The sequence below is a fragment of the Flavobacterium defluvii genome (assembly GCF_900129555.1).
Lineage (GTDB): Bacteria > Bacteroidota > Bacteroidia > Flavobacteriales > Flavobacteriaceae > Flavobacterium > Flavobacterium defluvii.
Genome location: NZ_FQWC01000011.1, coordinates 70,197 through 88,155, shown reverse-complemented (window position 1 = coordinate 88,155; position 17,959 = coordinate 70,197). Strand labels below are relative to the sequence as shown.

15 protein-coding genes are annotated in these 17,959 nt (G+C 32.8%); 7 read left to right on the top strand and 8 right to left on the bottom strand.

Features of this window, described 5'->3' with window-relative positions:
• Positions 1 to 90 precede the first annotated feature (90 nt).
• The 4 genes from BUC29_RS19320 to BUC29_RS19305 all read right to left on the bottom strand — a co-directional run bounded on the left by BUC29_RS19320 (position 91) and on the right by BUC29_RS19305 (position 4,878).
• Positions 91 to 1,206, bottom strand: a complete 1,116-nt coding sequence (locus BUC29_RS19320; protein ID WP_073417941.1) for a heparan-alpha-glucosaminide N-acetyltransferase domain-containing protein — start codon at positions 1,204 to 1,206, stop codon at positions 91 to 93.
• A 2-nt stretch (positions 1,207 to 1,208) separates the two neighbouring features.
• Positions 1,209 to 2,540: a lysine N(6)-hydroxylase/L-ornithine N(5)-oxygenase family protein gene (locus tag BUC29_RS19315; RefSeq protein WP_073417939.1), complete on the bottom strand. Its 1,332-nt coding sequence runs from the start codon at positions 2,538 to 2,540 to the stop codon at positions 1,209 to 1,211.
• A 6-nt stretch (positions 2,541 to 2,546) separates the two neighbouring features.
• Positions 2,547 to 4,079 (bottom strand): pyridoxal phosphate-dependent decarboxylase family protein, encoded by a 1,533-nt coding sequence (locus tag BUC29_RS19310; protein ID WP_073417937.1) that lies wholly within the window; start codon positions 4,077 to 4,079, stop codon positions 2,547 to 2,549.
• Between the two features lie 172 nt (positions 4,080 to 4,251).
• A complete protein-coding gene (locus BUC29_RS19305; RefSeq protein ID WP_073417935.1) occupies positions 4,252 to 4,878 on the bottom strand; it encodes a LuxR C-terminal-related transcriptional regulator in 627 nt (208 codons plus the stop codon).
• 258 nt (positions 4,879 to 5,136) lie between these two features.
• On the opposite strand from BUC29_RS19305, the gene BUC29_RS19300 reads away from it, so the two are divergent.
• Positions 5,137 to 5,610: a hypothetical protein gene (locus BUC29_RS19300; protein ID WP_073417933.1), complete on the top strand. Its 474-nt coding sequence runs from the start codon at positions 5,137 to 5,139 to the stop codon at positions 5,608 to 5,610.
• A gap of 53 nt (positions 5,611 to 5,663) precedes the next feature.
• Here the strand turns inward: BUC29_RS19300 and BUC29_RS19295 are convergent, their stop codons facing one another.
• The 3 genes from BUC29_RS19295 to BUC29_RS19285 all read right to left on the bottom strand — a co-directional run bounded on the left by BUC29_RS19295 (position 5,664) and on the right by BUC29_RS19285 (position 8,251).
• Positions 5,664 to 6,620, bottom strand: a complete 957-nt coding sequence (locus tag BUC29_RS19295) for a polysaccharide deacetylase family protein (RefSeq protein WP_073418035.1) — start codon at positions 6,618 to 6,620, stop codon at positions 5,664 to 5,666.
• Between the two features lie 249 nt (positions 6,621 to 6,869).
• Entirely contained in the window at positions 6,870 to 7,559 is a 690-nt protein-coding gene (locus tag BUC29_RS19290; protein ID WP_073417931.1) for an SIMPL domain-containing protein, read from the bottom strand.
• A 53-nt stretch (positions 7,560 to 7,612) separates the two neighbouring features.
• A complete protein-coding gene (locus tag BUC29_RS19285) occupies positions 7,613 to 8,251 on the bottom strand; it encodes a rhomboid family intramembrane serine protease (RefSeq protein WP_073417929.1) in 639 nt (212 codons plus the stop codon).
• A gap of 112 nt (positions 8,252 to 8,363) precedes the next feature.
• On the opposite strand from BUC29_RS19285, the gene BUC29_RS19280 reads away from it, so the two are divergent.
• On the top strand, positions 8,364 to 9,236 hold the full coding sequence (locus BUC29_RS19280) for a lysophospholipid acyltransferase family protein (protein ID WP_073417926.1): 873 nt from the start codon (positions 8,364 to 8,366) through the stop codon (positions 9,234 to 9,236).
• A gap of 203 nt (positions 9,237 to 9,439) precedes the next feature.
• Entirely contained in the window at positions 9,440 to 10,924 is a 1,485-nt protein-coding gene (locus BUC29_RS19275) for a glycosyl hydrolase (protein WP_073417925.1), read from the top strand.
• A 73-nt stretch (positions 10,925 to 10,997) separates the two neighbouring features.
• On the opposite strand, the gene glmM is transcribed toward BUC29_RS19275, so the two are convergent.
• Positions 10,998 to 12,386, bottom strand: a complete 1,389-nt coding sequence (glmM, locus tag BUC29_RS19270) for a phosphoglucosamine mutase (RefSeq protein WP_073417923.1) — start codon at positions 12,384 to 12,386, stop codon at positions 10,998 to 11,000.
• A gap of 291 nt (positions 12,387 to 12,677) precedes the next feature.
• Here glmM and BUC29_RS19265 point away from each other — a divergent pair, with 291 nt between their 5' ends.
• From BUC29_RS19265 to BUC29_RS19250, 4 genes are all read left to right on the top strand, one after another.
• A complete protein-coding gene (locus BUC29_RS19265; protein ID WP_073417921.1) occupies positions 12,678 to 13,262 on the top strand; it encodes an acyl carrier protein phosphodiesterase in 585 nt (194 codons plus the stop codon).
• 31 nt (positions 13,263 to 13,293) lie between these two features.
• Positions 13,294 to 14,976 carry a gamma-glutamyltransferase gene (ggt, locus tag BUC29_RS19260; RefSeq protein WP_073418033.1) on the top strand — a complete coding sequence of 561 codons (1,683 nt, stop codon included), beginning with the start codon at positions 13,294 to 13,296 and terminating at the stop codon, positions 14,974 to 14,976.
• An 85-nt stretch (positions 14,977 to 15,061) separates the two neighbouring features.
• Positions 15,062 to 16,846, top strand: coding sequence for a chloride channel protein (locus BUC29_RS19255; protein ID WP_073417919.1), 1,785 nt, complete (start codon positions 15,062 to 15,064; stop codon positions 16,844 to 16,846).
• Between the two features lie 63 nt (positions 16,847 to 16,909).
• Positions 16,910 to 17,863: a Fic family protein gene (locus BUC29_RS19250; protein ID WP_073417917.1), complete on the top strand. Its 954-nt coding sequence runs from the start codon at positions 16,910 to 16,912 to the stop codon at positions 17,861 to 17,863.
• The last annotated feature ends 96 nt before the right edge of the window (positions 17,864 to 17,959 follow it).

Here is a 17,959-nt window from a genome sequence, read left to right as displayed (position 1 = left end):
AAATTAAACAATTCTTGGTGGAAATACTTTGCGAAGACGCACTGCTGTGCGCCTCTACGATAAAACCTTTGTAGATATTAAATTCTATGTTTAGCCATTAGCAATTAATTCATTGCTGTTTCTGTTGTCCCATTTGGCTTTTAATAAAACCTTGGTAAGATTATAAACAAGCTGAACGCAGATACTTAATGTAATTACAACTGGAAATAAGCTTAGAACAAACCATTGATCGTGCTGCCAGAAACCTAAAACGTACATTCCCCAATTGATCAAAACCCATTGAATTACATATAAACTTGTGACATGTTTACTACAGAAAATCAATAACTTGAATACTTTATTATTTTCTTTAAACAGATTTACTACAAGGTTTATGAGCCAATACAAAACGAGATTTGTTCCGAGTAATAAAATACTGCCGCCAGGTCCTAAATGATAATAATCTCCAAAATGATATTCTGGATTTGAGAAGTTTAAAATTCCTCCCACAACTATAAAACCTAAACCTACAAACAGCATTTTCTTAAAAAACACATCCTGATTTTCGTTGAGTTCTTTGTACCATCTTCCTAAAAACATTCCGATTAAGATAAATGCACTCCACGGAAAAAGAGGGAAATAAACATTAAACTGATTGCTGAAAAGTAAATCACAGATATAATCTAAACCAACAATTCCAATTCTAAAACCGCTTAATTCTTTTGAAATGGAAATGATTGCCAAAGCCACAATTAACGGAACATATTTGCTTTTGCTAAAATGATTGATAAGCCCCATAATAAACAATGTGAGTCCTGCCAACTGCAGAATATCGCCCAAAAGCAAAAAGAAAACTCCGGTTTCCAACGTTCCCGATTTTAATCCATAGGCCGAAACAAACGCTTCCGGAAGTCCGCCAAAAATGAATTCTGGAACCAGAAATTTTAAAAAATTCATTCCGTAACCAATGGCCAAAATGTATAAAGCTCTTTTGCAAACGGCTGTAAAAGTCTGTCTTCTGGATAATACAAATGAAATTCCCATACTAACTAAAAACATAGTCGTACCACGGCTCAGCCATAAAATGATTTCGCCTAAAACGGTTTTAGTCTGCGTTTCAATTGTTCCGTAAATCAACATCGTGTGAATCATCATCATAAAAATCACACTCATTCCTCTGGCAATATCAATTGCCAAAACTCTCTTTTTTTGCTGTACTGTTTCCATAATTATGCAATGATTTCAAATGCCGGAGATTCGATAACTTCTGCTGCCGCAACTCCAAATTCCTGAAATGCAATTTTGGTTTCTATAGCATAATGTTCAACTCCGGTTATTTCTTTAATGATATAAGAGTTTCTGTAACAAGCCATTCCTAAATCTGGAGTTACAAAACCATGTGTATGTAATTCAGCATTTTGCACGAAGATTTCACTTCCATTACTATCGATTGTGTAGTTTCTGTTTGTGGCAAAACGACCTTTTTCGTCCCACTGAATTCGGTTTGCAATTCCTTTTAAAAACTGAGGCAATTTATATCCGTAACCCGTTGCTAAAACCAAGGCTTCGGTCTTATGGCGGTATCTTTTATCTTGTTCAACCTGATGTAATTCCAACTCAAAAGATTGATTTTCTTCATTATAAATTGCTTTTGTGCAGGCGGCGTTGGTTCTTAAATTCACATCAATTTCTCCAATTACTTTTTTGCTGTAAATGGTATCGAAAATTGTGGCAATCAAGTCTTTATTGATTCCTTTGTACAATAATTTCTGGTTTTTAAGCAAATGATCTCTTTTGTCCGAAGGCAGATTGTAGAAATAATCGACGTATTCCGGAGAAGTCATCTCAAGGGTTAACTTGCTATAATCCATTGGAAAAAACCTTGACGATCTTGTAATCCAGTTTAACTGATAACCATAAACATCAATTTCCTGTAATAAATCGTTGAAAACCTCAGCAGCACTCTGTCCGCTTCCCAAAACGGTAATCGATTTTTGTTTTTGCAGTTCCGCTTTATTCTGAATATAAGCTGAAGAATGAATTGCTTTTCCTTTTAATGATTGACAAGATTTTGGAATATGCGGAGCCGTTCCCGTTCCTAAAACAATCTTTTTGGTTTTGTAAATCGTTTCAGCATTTGTTTTAGAAGAAAACGTTGTTACAAAATAAAGCTGTTGATTTTCATCGTATTCAATTACTTTAACTTCTGTATTAAAATGAATGTTTGGTAACTTTTTAATCGCCCATTGACAATATTGATTGTATTCGTTTCTTAACAGCAAGAAGTTTTCACGAATATAAAACGAATATATTTTCCCTTGTTCTTTGATATAATTCAAAAAACTAAACGGACTCGTAGGATCAGCCAAAGTCACTAAATCAGCCAAAAACGGAATTTGTAAAGTCGTGTCCTGCATCAACATTCCCGGATGCCAGTTGAAAGATTCATTTTTATCAAAAAATAATCCTTCAAGATTTTCAATTGGAGCCGTTAAACAAGCCAGACTTAAATTGAAAGGTCCAACTCCAACAGCGATGAAATCGTATATTTTGTTTTGCATTTTATTTTAATTTTTTAATGAATATTCATTTCCGTGATACACGATCAAATCGATTACTTCTTCGATATCTTTTGGAGTTGTTAAAGGATTTAATAATGTGAATTTGAGAAATACTTCATTGTAGACTTTTGTACTGGTAATAATGGCTTTACCTTCATTAAAAATGGCTTTTCGAATGTAACTGTTGATTTCGCAGTACGAATTTTCATTTCCGGTAAAAGGTGTATAACGAAACACTACTGCACTGATTTCCGGTTTATGAATTATTTCGAAATCATCTCTGTTTCTTAATAAATCCGCCGTGAACTGGGCATTGGCAATGGCTTTTTCCATATATGAACTCAAACCTTCTGTTCCTATCATTCTCAGCGTAAACCATAGTTTTAACGCATCAAAACGACGTGTTGTCTGGATTGATTTCTTTACCATGTTTGGAATTCCTTCGTCTTCCTGTTCTTTAGAATTCAGATAATCAGAGTGATATTTGATGTAATCAACAAAGGATTTATCTCTCATAAAAAAGCCGCTTGAACTTACCGGCTGATAAAAAGTTTTATGATAATCTATTGTAACAGAATCTGATAATTCGATTCCGTCTAATTTTTCTTTATAAAGATTACTAATTAATAAGCCTCCGCCATAAGCTGCATCCACATGAAACCAAATATCATTTTCATTGGCAACAGAAGCAATTTCTGCCAACGGATCTATAGAACCAAAATCAGTTGTTCCTGCCGTTCCAACAATTGCAATTGGAATATTTCCTAAATCTTTTTGCTGCTGAATTACCTTTTTTAAAGCACTTACGTTCATCTTAAAATCAGGATCAACAGCAACGGGAACTACGGCATTTTGTCCTAAACCTAAAAGACTTAAATTTTTCTTTAAACTAAAATGACTTACTTCTGAACATAAAATTCTGAATTTTGAAGCTTCAGCAGGAATTCCGTCCATTTTTGGATCAATTGCATAATGCTTTTTGATGTAATGATCCCTTGCCAAAAGCAATCCCATCATGTTTGACTGAGTTCCTCCACTGGTAAAAATTCCGTCGGCATTTTCAGGATATCCCAGTTTATCAATTGTCCAATCGACCAATTTTAGTTCGATAAAAGTACCACCAGTACTTTGATCATAGGTATCCATTGAAGAATTCAACGATGATATAAAAGCCTCAGCGACAAGTGTCGGTGTTAGAATTGGACAGTTAAGATGTGCTATGTATTTAGGATTATGAAAATGAATGCAATCGTCTAAATAAATATCTTTTAATTCGTCCAGAACATAATCCAGACTTTTGCCTTTCTTATTTTCTTCGAGATGGATATTGTCAATTTTTTTCTTAATTGTCGAAATGCTGTTTCCTGTAAATGGGGTATTTCTTTCTTTTAAATGATTTCCAATTGCTTTAATTGCTTTTTTCATGCTTTTCTTATAAATCCCGATCGATTCAATATTATTCGAAAAGACATGTTTATGGTGCGTATTGTCAATTATGACTTCGTGCATTATTGTATCTAATTTTTCTTGTGCCTCCATTTGTGGTATTTATTTAGATTGGTTCTAAAGAATATATTTGACAAATGTAGATTTGTACGAAAATTAAATCAATACCATAAAAAAGGGAAAAATATTTCTATAATTGAGGTACAGAAAATACCTCAACTATAGTAGGAAATAAAGCATAAAATATTATTAAATTATACGAAAATTACTTTATTTTATTTTCTAAAGCGTAGAGAATCAGTTCAGAAGTAGTATGCCTGCCGGTCTTTTTCATTATATTTTTCCTGTGTGTCCTGAAGGTATGGATACTAATAAAAAGCTGCGATGCGATATTTTTGCCATTGTTGCCTTTTGCAATTTGTTTTAAAATTTCAAACTCTCTTAAGGTAAGTTTTTCATCACTTTGCGGAGTTGGTAAAGCGAAAACATCGAGAAAGGTATTTAAAGTTTTGGGACATAAATAGCGTTCCCCATTCTGGATTTTGTATAAAGCATTATAAATAGTTTGTTCTTCACAATCTTTTGATATAAAACCATTTATATTATCTTTTAGGAAACTGTCAATCGTTTGTTTATTTTTGAAATACGATAAGATTATTATTTTACATGCCGGATAATTTTTTTTAATAATCTTCAAATCATCATCATAAAACAAAAAAATATTATTGGGGTCAATAATCAGGCATTCCACATCATTTTTATCCAAATATTTAAACAAGTCTTCTCTTGAATTTACTACTTTCAGGTTAGGTGCTTTTACCAACTTTTTAAGCGTGTGCCTCAATCCAATTATGTGCAGGTTTTCAGAATCGGCAATAAGAAAATTTTTCATTTTTATTATTTAGAATTGGTCTAAACAAAATTAATATAAAAATGATTGTCAAAATACTTTTTAAATCAAAAAATAGTTTTTTTCTTATTATTAGAGCACAAAAATGAGATAGCTTTTTATAATTAATCTTTAATTGTATTGTTTAATTGAAATTAATGATGGGATTTATGTTTATATCTTACAAAATACAACCTGTATTATGTAACTATAATTAACTAAGAAGGCATAAATTTGAAATACTTATTAAAAAATATAACTATGAAAAAATTTTCAATGCTATTAATCGCTATTTTCCATTTTTCATGCCAGCAAAAGGAAAACAAAAGTGTATCTGTTATTACTCAAGATTCAGTTAATACAAAACCGGCCAAGATAGATAATGAAATAGAGAACAAACAAATAGGTGACACTATTTTCATGAATTCTTTAAATAAGAACGGTTTATATACAGCCGAGGGTTCGATAGATTCTCTTAATTCAAGAGTTTATGTAAAATTTAAAAATGAAAAATCGGGCGAATTAAAAGCACAAATTACACCAAGTACCGGTAAAGGAAACATTCGTTTCAACCAAATTATATTTCCTGATAAAACTTCGGATGGTCCTTTTGGAATGGATTTAAAAATCCAATTGAAACAAAAGGGGGATTATTTACTAGTAATTGGACATTCACAAATGGCTGAGAATCCTTTTTATGGTAAATTTAATGTGCAGCTTGAAAACAAAGAATGATTTAAAAAGTATTAAATCATTCCTATATCTGTAATATCAATTTAAAAAGTAAATCATTCCCGTAAGATACTTTTATCATTATAAGCCATTTTGGCAATCTCATCTTTTCGTCTAAAACTAACACCTTTATGTTTTTGTATATAGGTGATAATTTCTGTAGCTGCTGCTACCATTTGAGGTGTTCCTCCTATACGATCATGAAAACTGATAGACATTTGTCTACGTTTATTTTCAGACTCTTTATAAAGCTGGTCAAATTCCATTATTACCTGTCGTGCAAACTGATCTGCGCTAAAATTCTTTCCTTCAATTAGTACAATATCATTGCAGCGAATTGTATATGGTACAACTGCAAAATCTTTTTCTTTTACTTTTATCAAAAATGGCTCATCGCGACTTAAATCATCAATATGATATTTAAAACCTAATTCCTGCAAAATTTCTAATGTATTGGGACCACGTCTCAGCCAATTTGCATTATAACCAACCGGATCAAAACCCGTGACCTTTTTAATTGCATCTGCCCCATCTTTGATAAACTTTTTTTCTGTTTCATAATCCATAGAATATTGTGTTGACCAATTCATGCCATGTGCTGCTGCTTCATGTCCTCTTTCTACAATTTCTTTAGCAAGAGCCGGATTTTTTAAAACTGCAGAACCAACCATGTGCGAGGTAACTTTTATTCCAAATTTATCCCAATTATCGAGCATTCTCGGAATTCCTTCTTTGTAACCGTATTGATACCAGGTTTCGCCAGGAAGGTCAACAAATCCTTTTTGCATATTTTGAGGAAAAGGGCTTTCTGAATTTACGGGCTGTCCTCCAGCTTCAAACTGCATGGATATTGATACTACCAAACGTGATCCGTCTGCCCATTTGCTAACAGAGTTTTCATTGCCTGCTAATTCATTTGTTTTTAAATCACCGGCAAATAATGAATTTATAGGCAATAAAGTTGCTAAACTTACAAGACCTGTCTGCTTAAGGAATGTTCTTCTATTTTTCATTTTTAATTGATTTAATAATTCAAAGTTATGATATTCTAAAATCATTCCCTTTTCATAATGAACTATAAATCAACAATTTAAACATTTCAAATAATTCAAGCAGCAACTTCATTTCGCAATAGATAAAAAGGCTAACGAAATACCGCTAAATAATCCGGTCATTTTTTTTCTTCATAATAGTATAAAAAAAAATCCAAATCCCGATTGTAAAACCGGAATTTGGATTCTTAACTATTTTGATTTAAAAACTTAATCTAGAATAAAGCTCACACTTACATTTGCAGTGATTTCGATTTCGCCAATTGCTAAAGTTTCGTTTGCTGATTCTGCATTATCTGCAGCCATTGATTTCATTGCCGCATACATTGGCTGTGGGTGATAAATTTGTGAATTATCTGAAATCACATAGGCTTTACCAACTTTTTGTCCTAATACAGAAACATAATCTTCTGCTTTTGCTTTAGCATCTTTCATTGCTAATTTTCTGGCTTCTGATTGTAATGAAGTTAATTTTGAAGATTCAAAAGAAACTCTGTCAATACGGTTAATTCCTTGTTGAACTAAACCTTCCATTAATTCGTCATATTTAGACAAATCTTTTAAAACAATTTCTACAGTTTGTGTTGCATTGTAGCTTGTTTTCTTTTTCTCGTAATCGTATTGTGGATTAAGAGCAACTTGTTTAGTTTTGAAATCAGCAGCTGGAAGATTCATTTTTTTAATGAATTTTAAAACCGCGTCTATTTTTTCGTCATTTTGTTTTTTGACGTCTTTAGCATTATTCCCTTTTGTTTCAACTGTAGCTGAAATACAAACCTGATCTGGCGCTACTTTTACTTTTCCTTCTCCATTTACATTAATTTGAGGTATTTGTTTGGTTTCCTGGCCGTAAGACATAGTCATAAACATGATTGTTAAAAATAATACTAGTTTTCTCATTTCTGTTATATTTTAAGTTATTTGATAAAGGCATTTCAAAAGTTATGCCAGCATTATAATTTTCCCAATTTAGCCATTCCAAAAAGAATTAAAATTGGAATTAAAAGTAAAACAACAATAAAAGTATGATCTGAAATTAACGAAGGTTCTTTTATCAAAGTAATTAAGTATCCGCCAATTGCGCCTCCAAAATGTGCGGTATGACCAATATTATCATTTTTAGCTTTCATTCCATAAATTGAATATAATAAATATAAAATTCCGAAAAGATAAGCAGGAATCGGAATTATACCAAAAATCCCAAGCGTCATATCAGGCTGAAGCAAAATGGCTGAATATAAAACTCCTGTAACTGCTCCGGATGCACCAACAGCACGATAACTATAATCGTTTTTATGAAAGAGCATCGTTAATAAACTTCCAAAAATTAAACTTCCAAAATAAATCAAAGCAAAAGAAAAACTACCAAGCCATTCTGTTACAACTGGTGCAAAAAACCAAAGTGTCAGCATATTAAACGCCAGGTGCATAAAATCTGCATGCAGAAACCCAGACGAAAGCATTCTGATTTGTTCTCCTGCGCGAATGCTTCCTACATGAAATTCATATTTTCTAAAAAAATAAAGATCGTTAAAACCTTTATAACTAATCAATACATTGGCAACTATAATTCCAATTAAGATGGTATTCATAAATATTATTTAATGTGAAATGTAAAGATAGTCAATATCAAACATAAGTTGATGAGAATCCAAAATATCGAGCCTATTCATTTTTACTTTATATTTGCAGAAAAAATATTAGATGCAATTTATTGTTTATATAATAGCCTTCCCTTTACTTTGGCTAATCTCTATACTTCCATTTCGCTTATTTTATTTATTTTCAGATTTTGTATACTTTTTAGTTTATCGAATTATTGGATATCGTAAAAAAGTAGTTCGCGAAAATCTTGCACTTACTTTACCGCATTTAAGCGATTCCGAAAGAAAAAATATCGAAAAAAAATTCTATAGACACATGTGTGATATGTTTCTCGAAATGGTAAAAACCATGAGCATATCTCCAGAGGAAATGGAAAGACGATTTCATGTAACTAATATTGATCTTGTACTGGATTATGCCAAAAAAGGAAAAAGTGTAATTCTTGTAGCCTCACATTATGCAAGTTATGAATGGCTTTTAACAATTAATCCTAAAATTGGTTTTCAGGGAATTGCGGTTTATAAAAAACTAGCCAATCCATATTTTGATAAATTGGTTCGAAAAATACGTTCAAAATACAATACTGAAATGATCGAAACCAGAAAAGCAATTCCAACAATGGCTCAAAACCAGCGTAAAGGAATTTTAAGTATGTATGGCTTAGCAAGCGACCAATCTCCTAAACTGGATAGAATTTTTCATTCGATGAAATTTATGGGAATTGAAGTTCCGGTACATACTGGTGCTGAAATGCTGGCCAAAAAATACGATTTAAGTGTAATTATGGTAAAAGTTAAAAAAGTTTCCAGAGGCCATTATGAAGCTACATTTCTTCCTATTGCAGATGATCCTAAAGAATATGAAAACTTTGATATTACAGAAAAATACCTAAAAGAAGTTGAAAAACAAATTTACGAAGCTCCTGAATTTTATTTATGGACGCATAAAAGATGGAAGCATCGCGTAAAATAACTACAAAAGAAAATCCAAAAAGTAATTACTGCTTTTTGGATTTTCTTTTTTAAAAGTCTAAAAACTCCAGAGAAGGTTTTAAAAGACATTTAAATATATCTTGATGGGTTTTTGTAATATTTTTTTTTGATCGAAAAAATGTACAAACCCAATAAATTTGAAGTTAACTAAATCAAATAAAAAACCTCATCAAAATTTTAACCATGATTAAAAAGTTACTTTTTACATTTTCATTAATAACCGTTTCGCTTTCGGCTTTTGCCCAAAGTCCAAAACGAGGAATTGCTTATGGAAATAATTCTACTGCCGATTTACAGGCACTTAGACCCGGGATTTCCTGGTGGTACAATTGGGGATCACTTCCTGAAAATGATACCAATGCTAATTATGCAAATCTTGGAGTTGAATATGTCCCAATGATTTGGGGAAAATTAAACGATGCCGATCTACAAGCTTTTATTGATCGTATTAAACCCGGAGCAAAATATCTTCTAGCTTTTAATGAACCTAATTTTAATGACGGCGCACGTTTAACCCCGCAAGAAGCCGTAAATGCATGGGTAAATGTTGAAAAAGTCGCTGCTGCAAAAAATCTGGAAATTGTGAGTGCTTCTCCTGCTTATAACGGACCTGATAATTACGGCGGTTACAGCAGTCCTACTGCATGGCATGATCAATTTTTTCTTTTATGTCCTAATTGTAAAGTCGATTATATTGCTTTTCATACTTATGATGCTACCGCTGGCGCTGTAATAGGTGTAACTGGACTTTTAAAAAATTACAACCGTCCGGTTTGGGTAACTGAGTTTGCAAACCGTGTAATTCAGTCTGAAACTGATAAAATTGCTTTTATGAAACAAATTGTAAGCAGTTTTGAAAACGATCCTGATATTTACAGATATTCATGGTTTACAGGCCGAGTTCCTTCAAACTGGACAGATATGCTTGAAGGACAGCTTTTAAGTCCAACTAGCGGTGTTTTAAAACCTATCGGAACTGCTTATATCAACGAAAGTTATACAACTAAAAAAATGAATGTTCCGGGAAGAATTACAGCTAATAAACATTATAGAAGAAAAGGAACAGGACTTCAAAATACGACAGATTCCGGAACGGGTCAAAATGTATGTTTTATTGAGAAAGGCGACTGGAACGAATTTATGCTTAATGTTGCTGATGCCGGAACTTACAATCTGACTTTTAGAGTTGCTTCGCCAACTATTCCGGGAAAATTTGATATTTTGGTTAATAATATTGTGGTAAAAACCGATGAAACATTTCCTGCAACTGGAGGCTGGCAGACGTATGCTGATAAACTTGTAAGCGGTGTTACACTTCCAAAAGGAGAAGTTTATTTGAAAATTAAATTCAAATCAGATGATATGAATTTTAATTACATTGATGTTGCTGCTGCAAATTTAGGAGTAAATGATCCAAAATCAGAAAAGGATTCTTTTACTATTTATCCAAACCCTATTAAGGTTCAGTCTACGCTTCATATAAAATCATTCACCACAGAACCTTTATCTCTAAAAATTATTGATGCAAACGGCAAAATTTGTTATTCATCAAATGATTATTCTACAAATGAAGACATTAAAATTGGCGATAAATTATCAAGCGGGGTTTACATTGTAAATGTTTCGTATGGTTCAGTAAAAAAATCAATGAAAATTATAAAGAATTAAAAATTCTAATTGAATAAAAAAACGCCTTTCAAATAAATGAAGGCGTTTTTTATTTAATAGAAAACTGCAAAAATTAAATCCCTGCAATTTCTTTAATTTCATCAATAATTCGAAGTGCCAGAGTATCTGCTTCTTTTTGCGAAGGCGCTTCAGTATAAATACGAATAATTGGTTCTGTGTTAGATTTTCTTAAATGAACCCATTCATTTGCAAAATCAATTTTTACACCGTCAATTGTCGAAATATCTTCATTTTTGTATTTATCAGTCATCGCTTTTAAAATCGCGTCAACATCAATTTGCGGTGTTAATTCGATTTTGTTTTTGCTCATATAATATTCAGGGTAAGAAACCCTTAAAGCAGAAACTGTTATTTTTTTATTTGCTAAATGTGTCAAAAATAAAGCAACACCTACCAGACTATCACGTCCGTAATGCAATTCAGGATAAATGATTCCACCGTTACCTTCACCGCCAATAACTGCATTATTTTTTTTCATCAATTCAACAACATTCACTTCTCCAACTGCACTTGCTTCATATTTTCCGCTATGTACATTTGTAACATCACGCAATGCACGAGACGAAGACATATTTGAAACCGTATTTCCCGGAGTTTTACTCAAAACATAATCAGCTACAGCAACCAAAGTATATTCTTCTCCAAACATTTCACCATCTTCACTAATGAAAGCCAAACGGTCAACATCTGGATCGACAACAATCCCTAAATGAGCTTTTTCTTTTACAACCAATTCAGAAATATCAGTTAAATGTTCTTTTAAAGGTTCCGGATTATGAGGAAAATGTCCGTTTGGCTCGCAGTATAATTTTACTACTTCAACGCCCATTTGCTCCAATAAGTTAGGGATAATAATCCCTCCTGAAGAATTTACTCCATCAACAACAACTTTAAATTTAGCATCTTTTACAGCCTGAACATCAACTAAAGGTAAGTTTAGAACTTCGTCTATATGGATATCCATATAAGCGTCATTAAAAATAATTTCACCTAAACTGTCGACATCAGAGAAATCAAAAGCTTCTGCTTCTGCAATTTCAAGAATTTTGGCACCATCATCACCGCTTAAAAATTCTCCTTTTTCATTTAATAACTTTAATGCGTTCCATTGTTTTGGGTTATGAGATGCTGTCAGGATAATTCCACCGTCGGCTTTTTCAAGCGGAACAGCCACTTCAACCGTTGGTGTTGTCGAAAGTCCAAGATCAATTACATTTATTCCAAGACCAATTAAAGTATTTACAACAAGATTATGAATCATTGGCCCCGAAATTCTCGCATCGCGTCCAATTACAACAGTAAGCTTTTCTTTTGAAGTATTGTTTTTAAGAAAAGTTCCATATGCCGATGCAAATTTTACAGCATCAACAGGAGTCAGGTTATCTCCTACTTTTCCACCAATTGTTCCTCGTATACCCGAAATTGATTTTATTAATGTCATTTTTGTGAGTTATGGTTATTTAATTACAAATATAGAAAAGTTACTAAGGTTCTGAGATACGAAGACACTAAGTTTTTTTTCTGCAGTAACTATTTCAAATGAAATCTCTAATTACTTTTATTACAATTGTCAAGATTGTTAGATAAGAAGATGCCAATGTTTTTTAAATACTTTAAATATTTAAGTAAAATGGTGATTATTTTATAACAAAACGATTTAAAAAAGTTTTTATACATTTACTAAAATAACTTAGCTTCTTAGTATCTAAGAACCTTAGCATCTTGACAAAAAATGAATTTCCTAGCTCACATATATCTTTCCGGTGATAATGACTTAATTAAAATTGGCAATTTTATGGCCGATGGTATTCGCGGAAAACAGTTTGAACATTTTCCAGAGGATGTTCAGAAAGGAATTCTTTTACATAGATTTATAGATACTTATACCGATTCGCATGATGTTTTCAGACAAAGCACAAAACGCCTTCACGATAAATATCATCATTATTCGGGTGTAATTATAGATATAGTTTACGATCATTTTCTGGCCAAAAACTGGACAAATTATTCAGATGAAAAACTCGAAGATTTTATCAACCGGTTTTACAATTCTTTACATCAAAACTATCCTATTTTAACCGAAAAAACACAAGGCCTGATGCCTTATATGATTGAAAGAAACTGGCTTTTGAGCTACAGAACCGTCGAGGGAATTCATCAAATTTTAACTCAGATGGACAGAAGATCTAAAAATATTTCTAAAATGCAGTATGCCAGCGAAGAATTAAAAGAATTTTATAATGAATTTGAACAGGAATTTACTCTTTTTTTTGAGGATATTCAGCACCATGCCAAACAAAAATTACTTTCCTTATAAACCTAACCATTTTATAAAATATGTTCTTGTTATGAAAAAAATTTCACTTTTATTTTATTTTATATCATTTTATAGTTTTGCCCAGAATACAGCATCACCAACTGGTTTAACAGCATCAAAAGCAATGGTCGTTTCGGCTAGAATAGAAGCATCAAAAATTGGTGTTGAAATAATGAAAAAAGGCGGTAATGCATTTGATGCCATGGCCGCAACAGAATTAGCTCTTGCGGTTGCTTACCCATATGCCGGAAATCTTGGCGGCGGAGGGTTTATGGTTTATAGAAAAGCAAATGGCGAAGTTGGCAGTTTAGATTACCGTGAAAAAGCGCCGCTGGCTGCAACAAAAAATATGTTTCAGGATAAAGATGGAAATGTAATTCCGGGAAAAAGCACCGAAACCCCATTGGCAATTGGTGTTCCGGGAACTATAGCCGGAGTTTTTGCAGTTCATAAAAAATTAGGTTCTCTGCCAATTTCAGAAATCCTTAAACCTGTTATCGCTTTAGCTGAAAAAGGCGTAGTTGTAACTCTAAAACAACAAAAACAGCTTGAAAGTTATCACGAATCGATTGTTAAAGCAAATGGTCCGAATACTTTAATGGCAGGAAAATTTAAAGAAGGCGATACTATAAAATATCCTGCACTTGCCAATACTTTAAAACGTATTTTGAAAAACGGAAGAGACGAATTTTACAAAGGAAAAACAGCTCAGGTTTTGGTTGATTATCTTAAGAAAAAAGGCGGAATTATAACACTTAAAGATTTAGCATCTTATGAAGCAAAGTGGAGAAATCCGCTTCAATTTGAATACAAAGATTTAAAAATTACTTCGATGGCACCGCCAAGCAGCGGAGGAATTTGCCTGGCACAGATTCTGAAAATGATTTCGCCATTTTATTTATCAAAAATGGGACATAATTCTGAGCAGTCAATACAGGTTATCGTAGAGGCCGAAAGAAGAGCTTACGCCGACAGAAGTCAATTTTTAGGTGATCCGGATTTTGTTAAAATTCCAATTAAAGGACTTTTATCAGATTCTTATTTAAAAGAAAGAATGTCGGATTTTGATTCAGAAAAAGCTTCATTATCATCAAACATAAAAGAAGGAAAAATTACCTATAACGAAAGTACCGAAACTACACATTATTCTATTGTAGATCAATTTGGAAATGCCGTTTCTGCCACCACAACCATAAATGACGGTTTTGGTTCAAAATACTATTGTGATGAATTAGGCTTTTTCTTAAACAATGAAATGGATGATTTTAGCGCAAAACCGGGATCACCAAATATGTTTGGTCTTGTAGGAAACGAAGCCAATAGTATTGCTCCGCAAAAACGAATGCTGAGTTCTATGACTCCCACAATTGTAGAGAAGAACGGGAAATTGTACATGGTTGTAGGTTCACCTGGCGGGTCGACAATTATTACCTCTGTATTGCAGACTATCCTGAATGTTTACGAATATAATTTGAGTATGCAGGATGCCGTGAATGCGCCTCGTTTTCATCATCAATGGCTTCCTGATTTAATTACATTTGAGCCTAATACTTTTAATTACAGTACAATCGAAAGTTTAAAAGCAAAAGGATATTTAATTAACGAAAAAACAACACCCGTAATTGGAAAAGTTGATGCTATTTTAGTTTTACCGGATAATACCCTCGAAGGCGGTGCCGATTTTCGTGGTGATGATAAAGCTGCGGGATTTTAAACCAAAAAAGATTTTAGTAGAAAAATTTCACAAAATCGAATGTTTAGAGCTAAATTTGCATTCTCCGTAACTTTTTAAAAATACAATGATCAGAAAACTTTTTCGAAAATTAGAAAGCATTATTGCTTTGGGACAATCTATTTTAACTCCAAAGCAATTCATTTTTTTATCAAGTGTTTTGGTCGGTATTTCCTGTGCATTTGCAGTAATCATTTTAAAAACTTTTGCGCACAGTGTTTTTTCATTTGCAACTTACATCAGCGGAATTTTAAAATTAAGTTTCATTAACAGTATCCTGCCTATAATTGGTATTATGCTGACTGTATTTGTAGTCAATAAAGTTTTAAACGGAAGCATCCAAAAAGGAACTTCGCAGATTTTGTATGCCGTTGCAAAAAAGGCCAGTATAATTCCGAAAAAGCAAATGTACGCGCAGATTGTTACAAGTTCGTTGACTGTAGGTTTGGGAGGATCAGCAGGTTTAGAAAGTCCTATTGTAATTACCGGAGCTGCCTTTGGATCTAATTATGCCCAAAATTACAAACTCGCTTACAAAGACAGGACTTTGCTTATTGGCTGTGGTGTTGCTGCAGGTATTGCAGCCGCTTTTAATGCGCCTATTGCCGGAGTACTTTTTGCTATTGAAGTTTTATTGGTAGATGTTAGTATTTCTGCTTTTACGCCTATTATGATTTCGGCAGCAACCGGAGCTTTGGTTTCGGCAATTGTATTAGATGAAAGCATACTTTTATCTTTCAAAAAACAAGAAACATTCGATTATCATAATATTCCTTTTTATGTAATTCTGGGTTTATTAACAGGATTTATGGCTGTTTATTATGCAAGAAATTTTCAAAGAGTCGAACATTATTTTTCTGAATTAAAAATTGGACCATACAAAAAGGCTTTAATCGGTTCATCACTTTTAGCATTACTAATTTTTATTTTCCCAACTCTTTTTGGTGAAGGTTATGAAAGCATCAAAACTTTATCCGAAAGCGATCCAGGTCAGCTATTAGATAATACTTTGTTTGCCAGCTGGAGAAACAATCATTGGGTATTACTTCTTTTTGTGGGATGTACAATGATGATCAAAGTATTTGCTTCAGGACTTACTCTTGGTAGTGGAGGAAACGGAGGAAACTTTGCTCCTTCTCTGTTTTTAGGATCTTATTTAGGATATTTCTTTTCTAAGTTTATCATTCTAACCGGATTATCAAAATTGCCTATTAGTAATTTTACTATGGTAGGAATGGCCGGAATTCTAAGCGGATTATTTCATGCGCCGCTTACAGCGATATTCCTTATTGCAGAAATTACAGGAGGTTACGGATTAATGATTCCGCTTATGATAGTTTCTTCAATTAGTTTTGCGATTTCTAAACGTTTTGAAAAATATTCGCTTGATGTAAAAAATCTTGCCAAAAAAGGACACGCATTTACCAGCAATAAAGATTCAAATATTCTTTCAACATTAGATATTGATACTATCATACAATGCGATTATTTAACTGTTCATCCCGAAGATCATTTAAGCAAACTTGTCGATCTTATTTCACACTCTAATCAGGTTGTTTTTGCAGTTGTAAATAATGAAAAAGATCTGGTTGGAATTGTACATTTTAATGATATTAGAGAAATTATTTTCAATGCATATCGCGTTAAATACACTTTGATAAAAGATGTTATGAAAACACCACCGGCAACCATTTCTTCAAATGACAGTATGGAAATTGTGATGACCAAATTTGAAAGATCGAAATCGGCTTTTCTTCCGGTTTTGCGAAATGATAAATACTTCGGAATCATTTCAAAATCTATTGCATTGGAAGCTTACAGAATGAAACTGCGATCTATGACAATTGAATAAGCTTAACATCGGATAAGTTAAAAATTTGTCATATCCGATATTAAGACATACCTTTGTGGTCTTATGTGGAACATAGACCTAACATACCGAACAGAATTTCAGTCAACTTTTGACAGATTGTACCAAAAAAGGCAGGAACTGCAAAACAGCAGACCATTGCCTAATATTGCTTTGAATAAAATCCGTGAAAGCTTATCTCTGGAATGGACTTATAATTCAAATAGTATTGAAGGAAATACAATGACTCTGCGAGAAACACAAATGGTTATTCAGGAAGGAATTACTATAAAAGGAAAATCACTTCGTGAACATTTCGAGACTCATAATCACGATAAAGCAATTGATTATTTGTATTCTATTGTTAATGATAATTATGTACTTAGAAGCATTGATATACTCTCACTTCATAGTTTAGTCTTACGTTCTATTGAAGAAGATTTTGCAGGACGAATCAGAAATGGAGGCGTTCGTATTTCAGGAGCTAATTTTATGCCTCCAAATGCTAATAAAGTTTCTGATTTACTTGATGAACTGATCGAGTTCATCAACACAAACCCATTAGACTTAAATGATATTGAACTCGCTACAATTTATCATCATAAATTAGTCTGGATTCATCCGTTTTTTGATGGAAATGGAAGAACTGTTCGATTGAGCATGAATCTATTATTAATGCGTTGTGGTTTTCCTCCTGCCATCATTCTCAAAAATGATAGAAAAAAATATTACGAAGCACTTAATCAAGCAAATAACGGCAATTATCAAAAACTAACACTTTTGATGTGTCAGGCTTTAGAACGCACGCTTAATATTTATTTAAATGCAATGCCCGGAAGCACTTATGATTATCAGCCAATATCTGATATTGTGAGCGAACCAGAAACTCCTTATGGACAGGAATATGTTAGTTTACTGGCCCGAACAGGAAAAATAGACGCTTACAAAGAAGGCCGAAACTGGTATACAACCAAAGAAGCCATTGAAGAATATATGGCCACCAGAAAAAGAAAACGCTAGTTATAAACTAGCGTTAATTTGTTATTAATTGTAACATAAACTTTTGCTTTTGAGTACAAAAAGAACAAATCAAAGTGGTAACTTTGCGTTTTGCTC

What these genes read in the sequence shown, in the direction of transcription:
- BUC29_RS19305 (WP_073417935.1), bottom strand. Translation starts at nt 4,878, where the DNA reads ATGAAAAATTTTCTTATTGCCGATTCTGAAAACCTGCACATAATTGGA.
- BUC29_RS19295 (WP_073418035.1), bottom strand. Translation starts at nt 6,620, where the DNA reads ATGAAAAATAGAAGAACATTCCTTAAGCAGACAGGTCTTGTAAGTTTA.
- BUC29_RS19315 (WP_073417939.1), bottom strand. Translation starts at nt 2,540, where the DNA reads ATGCAAAACAAAATATACGATTTCATCGCTGTTGGAGTTGGACCTTTC.
- glmM (WP_073417923.1), bottom strand. Translation starts at nt 12,386, where the DNA reads ATGACATTAATAAAATCAATTTCGGGTATACGAGGAACAATTGGTGGA.
- BUC29_RS19300 (WP_073417933.1), top strand. Translation starts at nt 5,137, where the DNA reads ATGAAAAAATTTTCAATGCTATTAATCGCTATTTTCCATTTTTCATGC.
- BUC29_RS19265 (WP_073417921.1), top strand. Translation starts at nt 12,678, where the DNA reads ATGAATTTCCTAGCTCACATATATCTTTCCGGTGATAATGACTTAATT.
- BUC29_RS19310 (WP_073417937.1), bottom strand. Translation starts at nt 4,079, where the DNA reads ATGGAGGCACAAGAAAAATTAGATACAATAATGCACGAAGTCATAATT.
- BUC29_RS19250 (WP_073417917.1), top strand. Translation starts at nt 16,910, where the DNA reads ATGTGGAACATAGACCTAACATACCGAACAGAATTTCAGTCAACTTTT.
- BUC29_RS19320 (WP_073417941.1), bottom strand. Translation starts at nt 1,206, where the DNA reads ATGGAAACAGTACAGCAAAAAAAGAGAGTTTTGGCAATTGATATTGCC.
- ggt (WP_073418033.1), top strand. Translation starts at nt 13,294, where the DNA reads ATGAAAAAAATTTCACTTTTATTTTATTTTATATCATTTTATAGTTTT.
- BUC29_RS19275 (WP_073417925.1), top strand. Translation starts at nt 9,440, where the DNA reads ATGATTAAAAAGTTACTTTTTACATTTTCATTAATAACCGTTTCGCTT.
- BUC29_RS19290 (WP_073417931.1), bottom strand. Translation starts at nt 7,559, where the DNA reads ATGAGAAAACTAGTATTATTTTTAACAATCATGTTTATGACTATGTCT.
- BUC29_RS19285 (WP_073417929.1), bottom strand. Translation starts at nt 8,251, where the DNA reads ATGAATACCATCTTAATTGGAATTATAGTTGCCAATGTATTGATTAGT.
- BUC29_RS19280 (WP_073417926.1), top strand. Translation starts at nt 8,364, where the DNA reads ATGCAATTTATTGTTTATATAATAGCCTTCCCTTTACTTTGGCTAATC.
- BUC29_RS19255 (WP_073417919.1), top strand. Translation starts at nt 15,062, where the DNA reads ATGATCAGAAAACTTTTTCGAAAATTAGAAAGCATTATTGCTTTGGGA.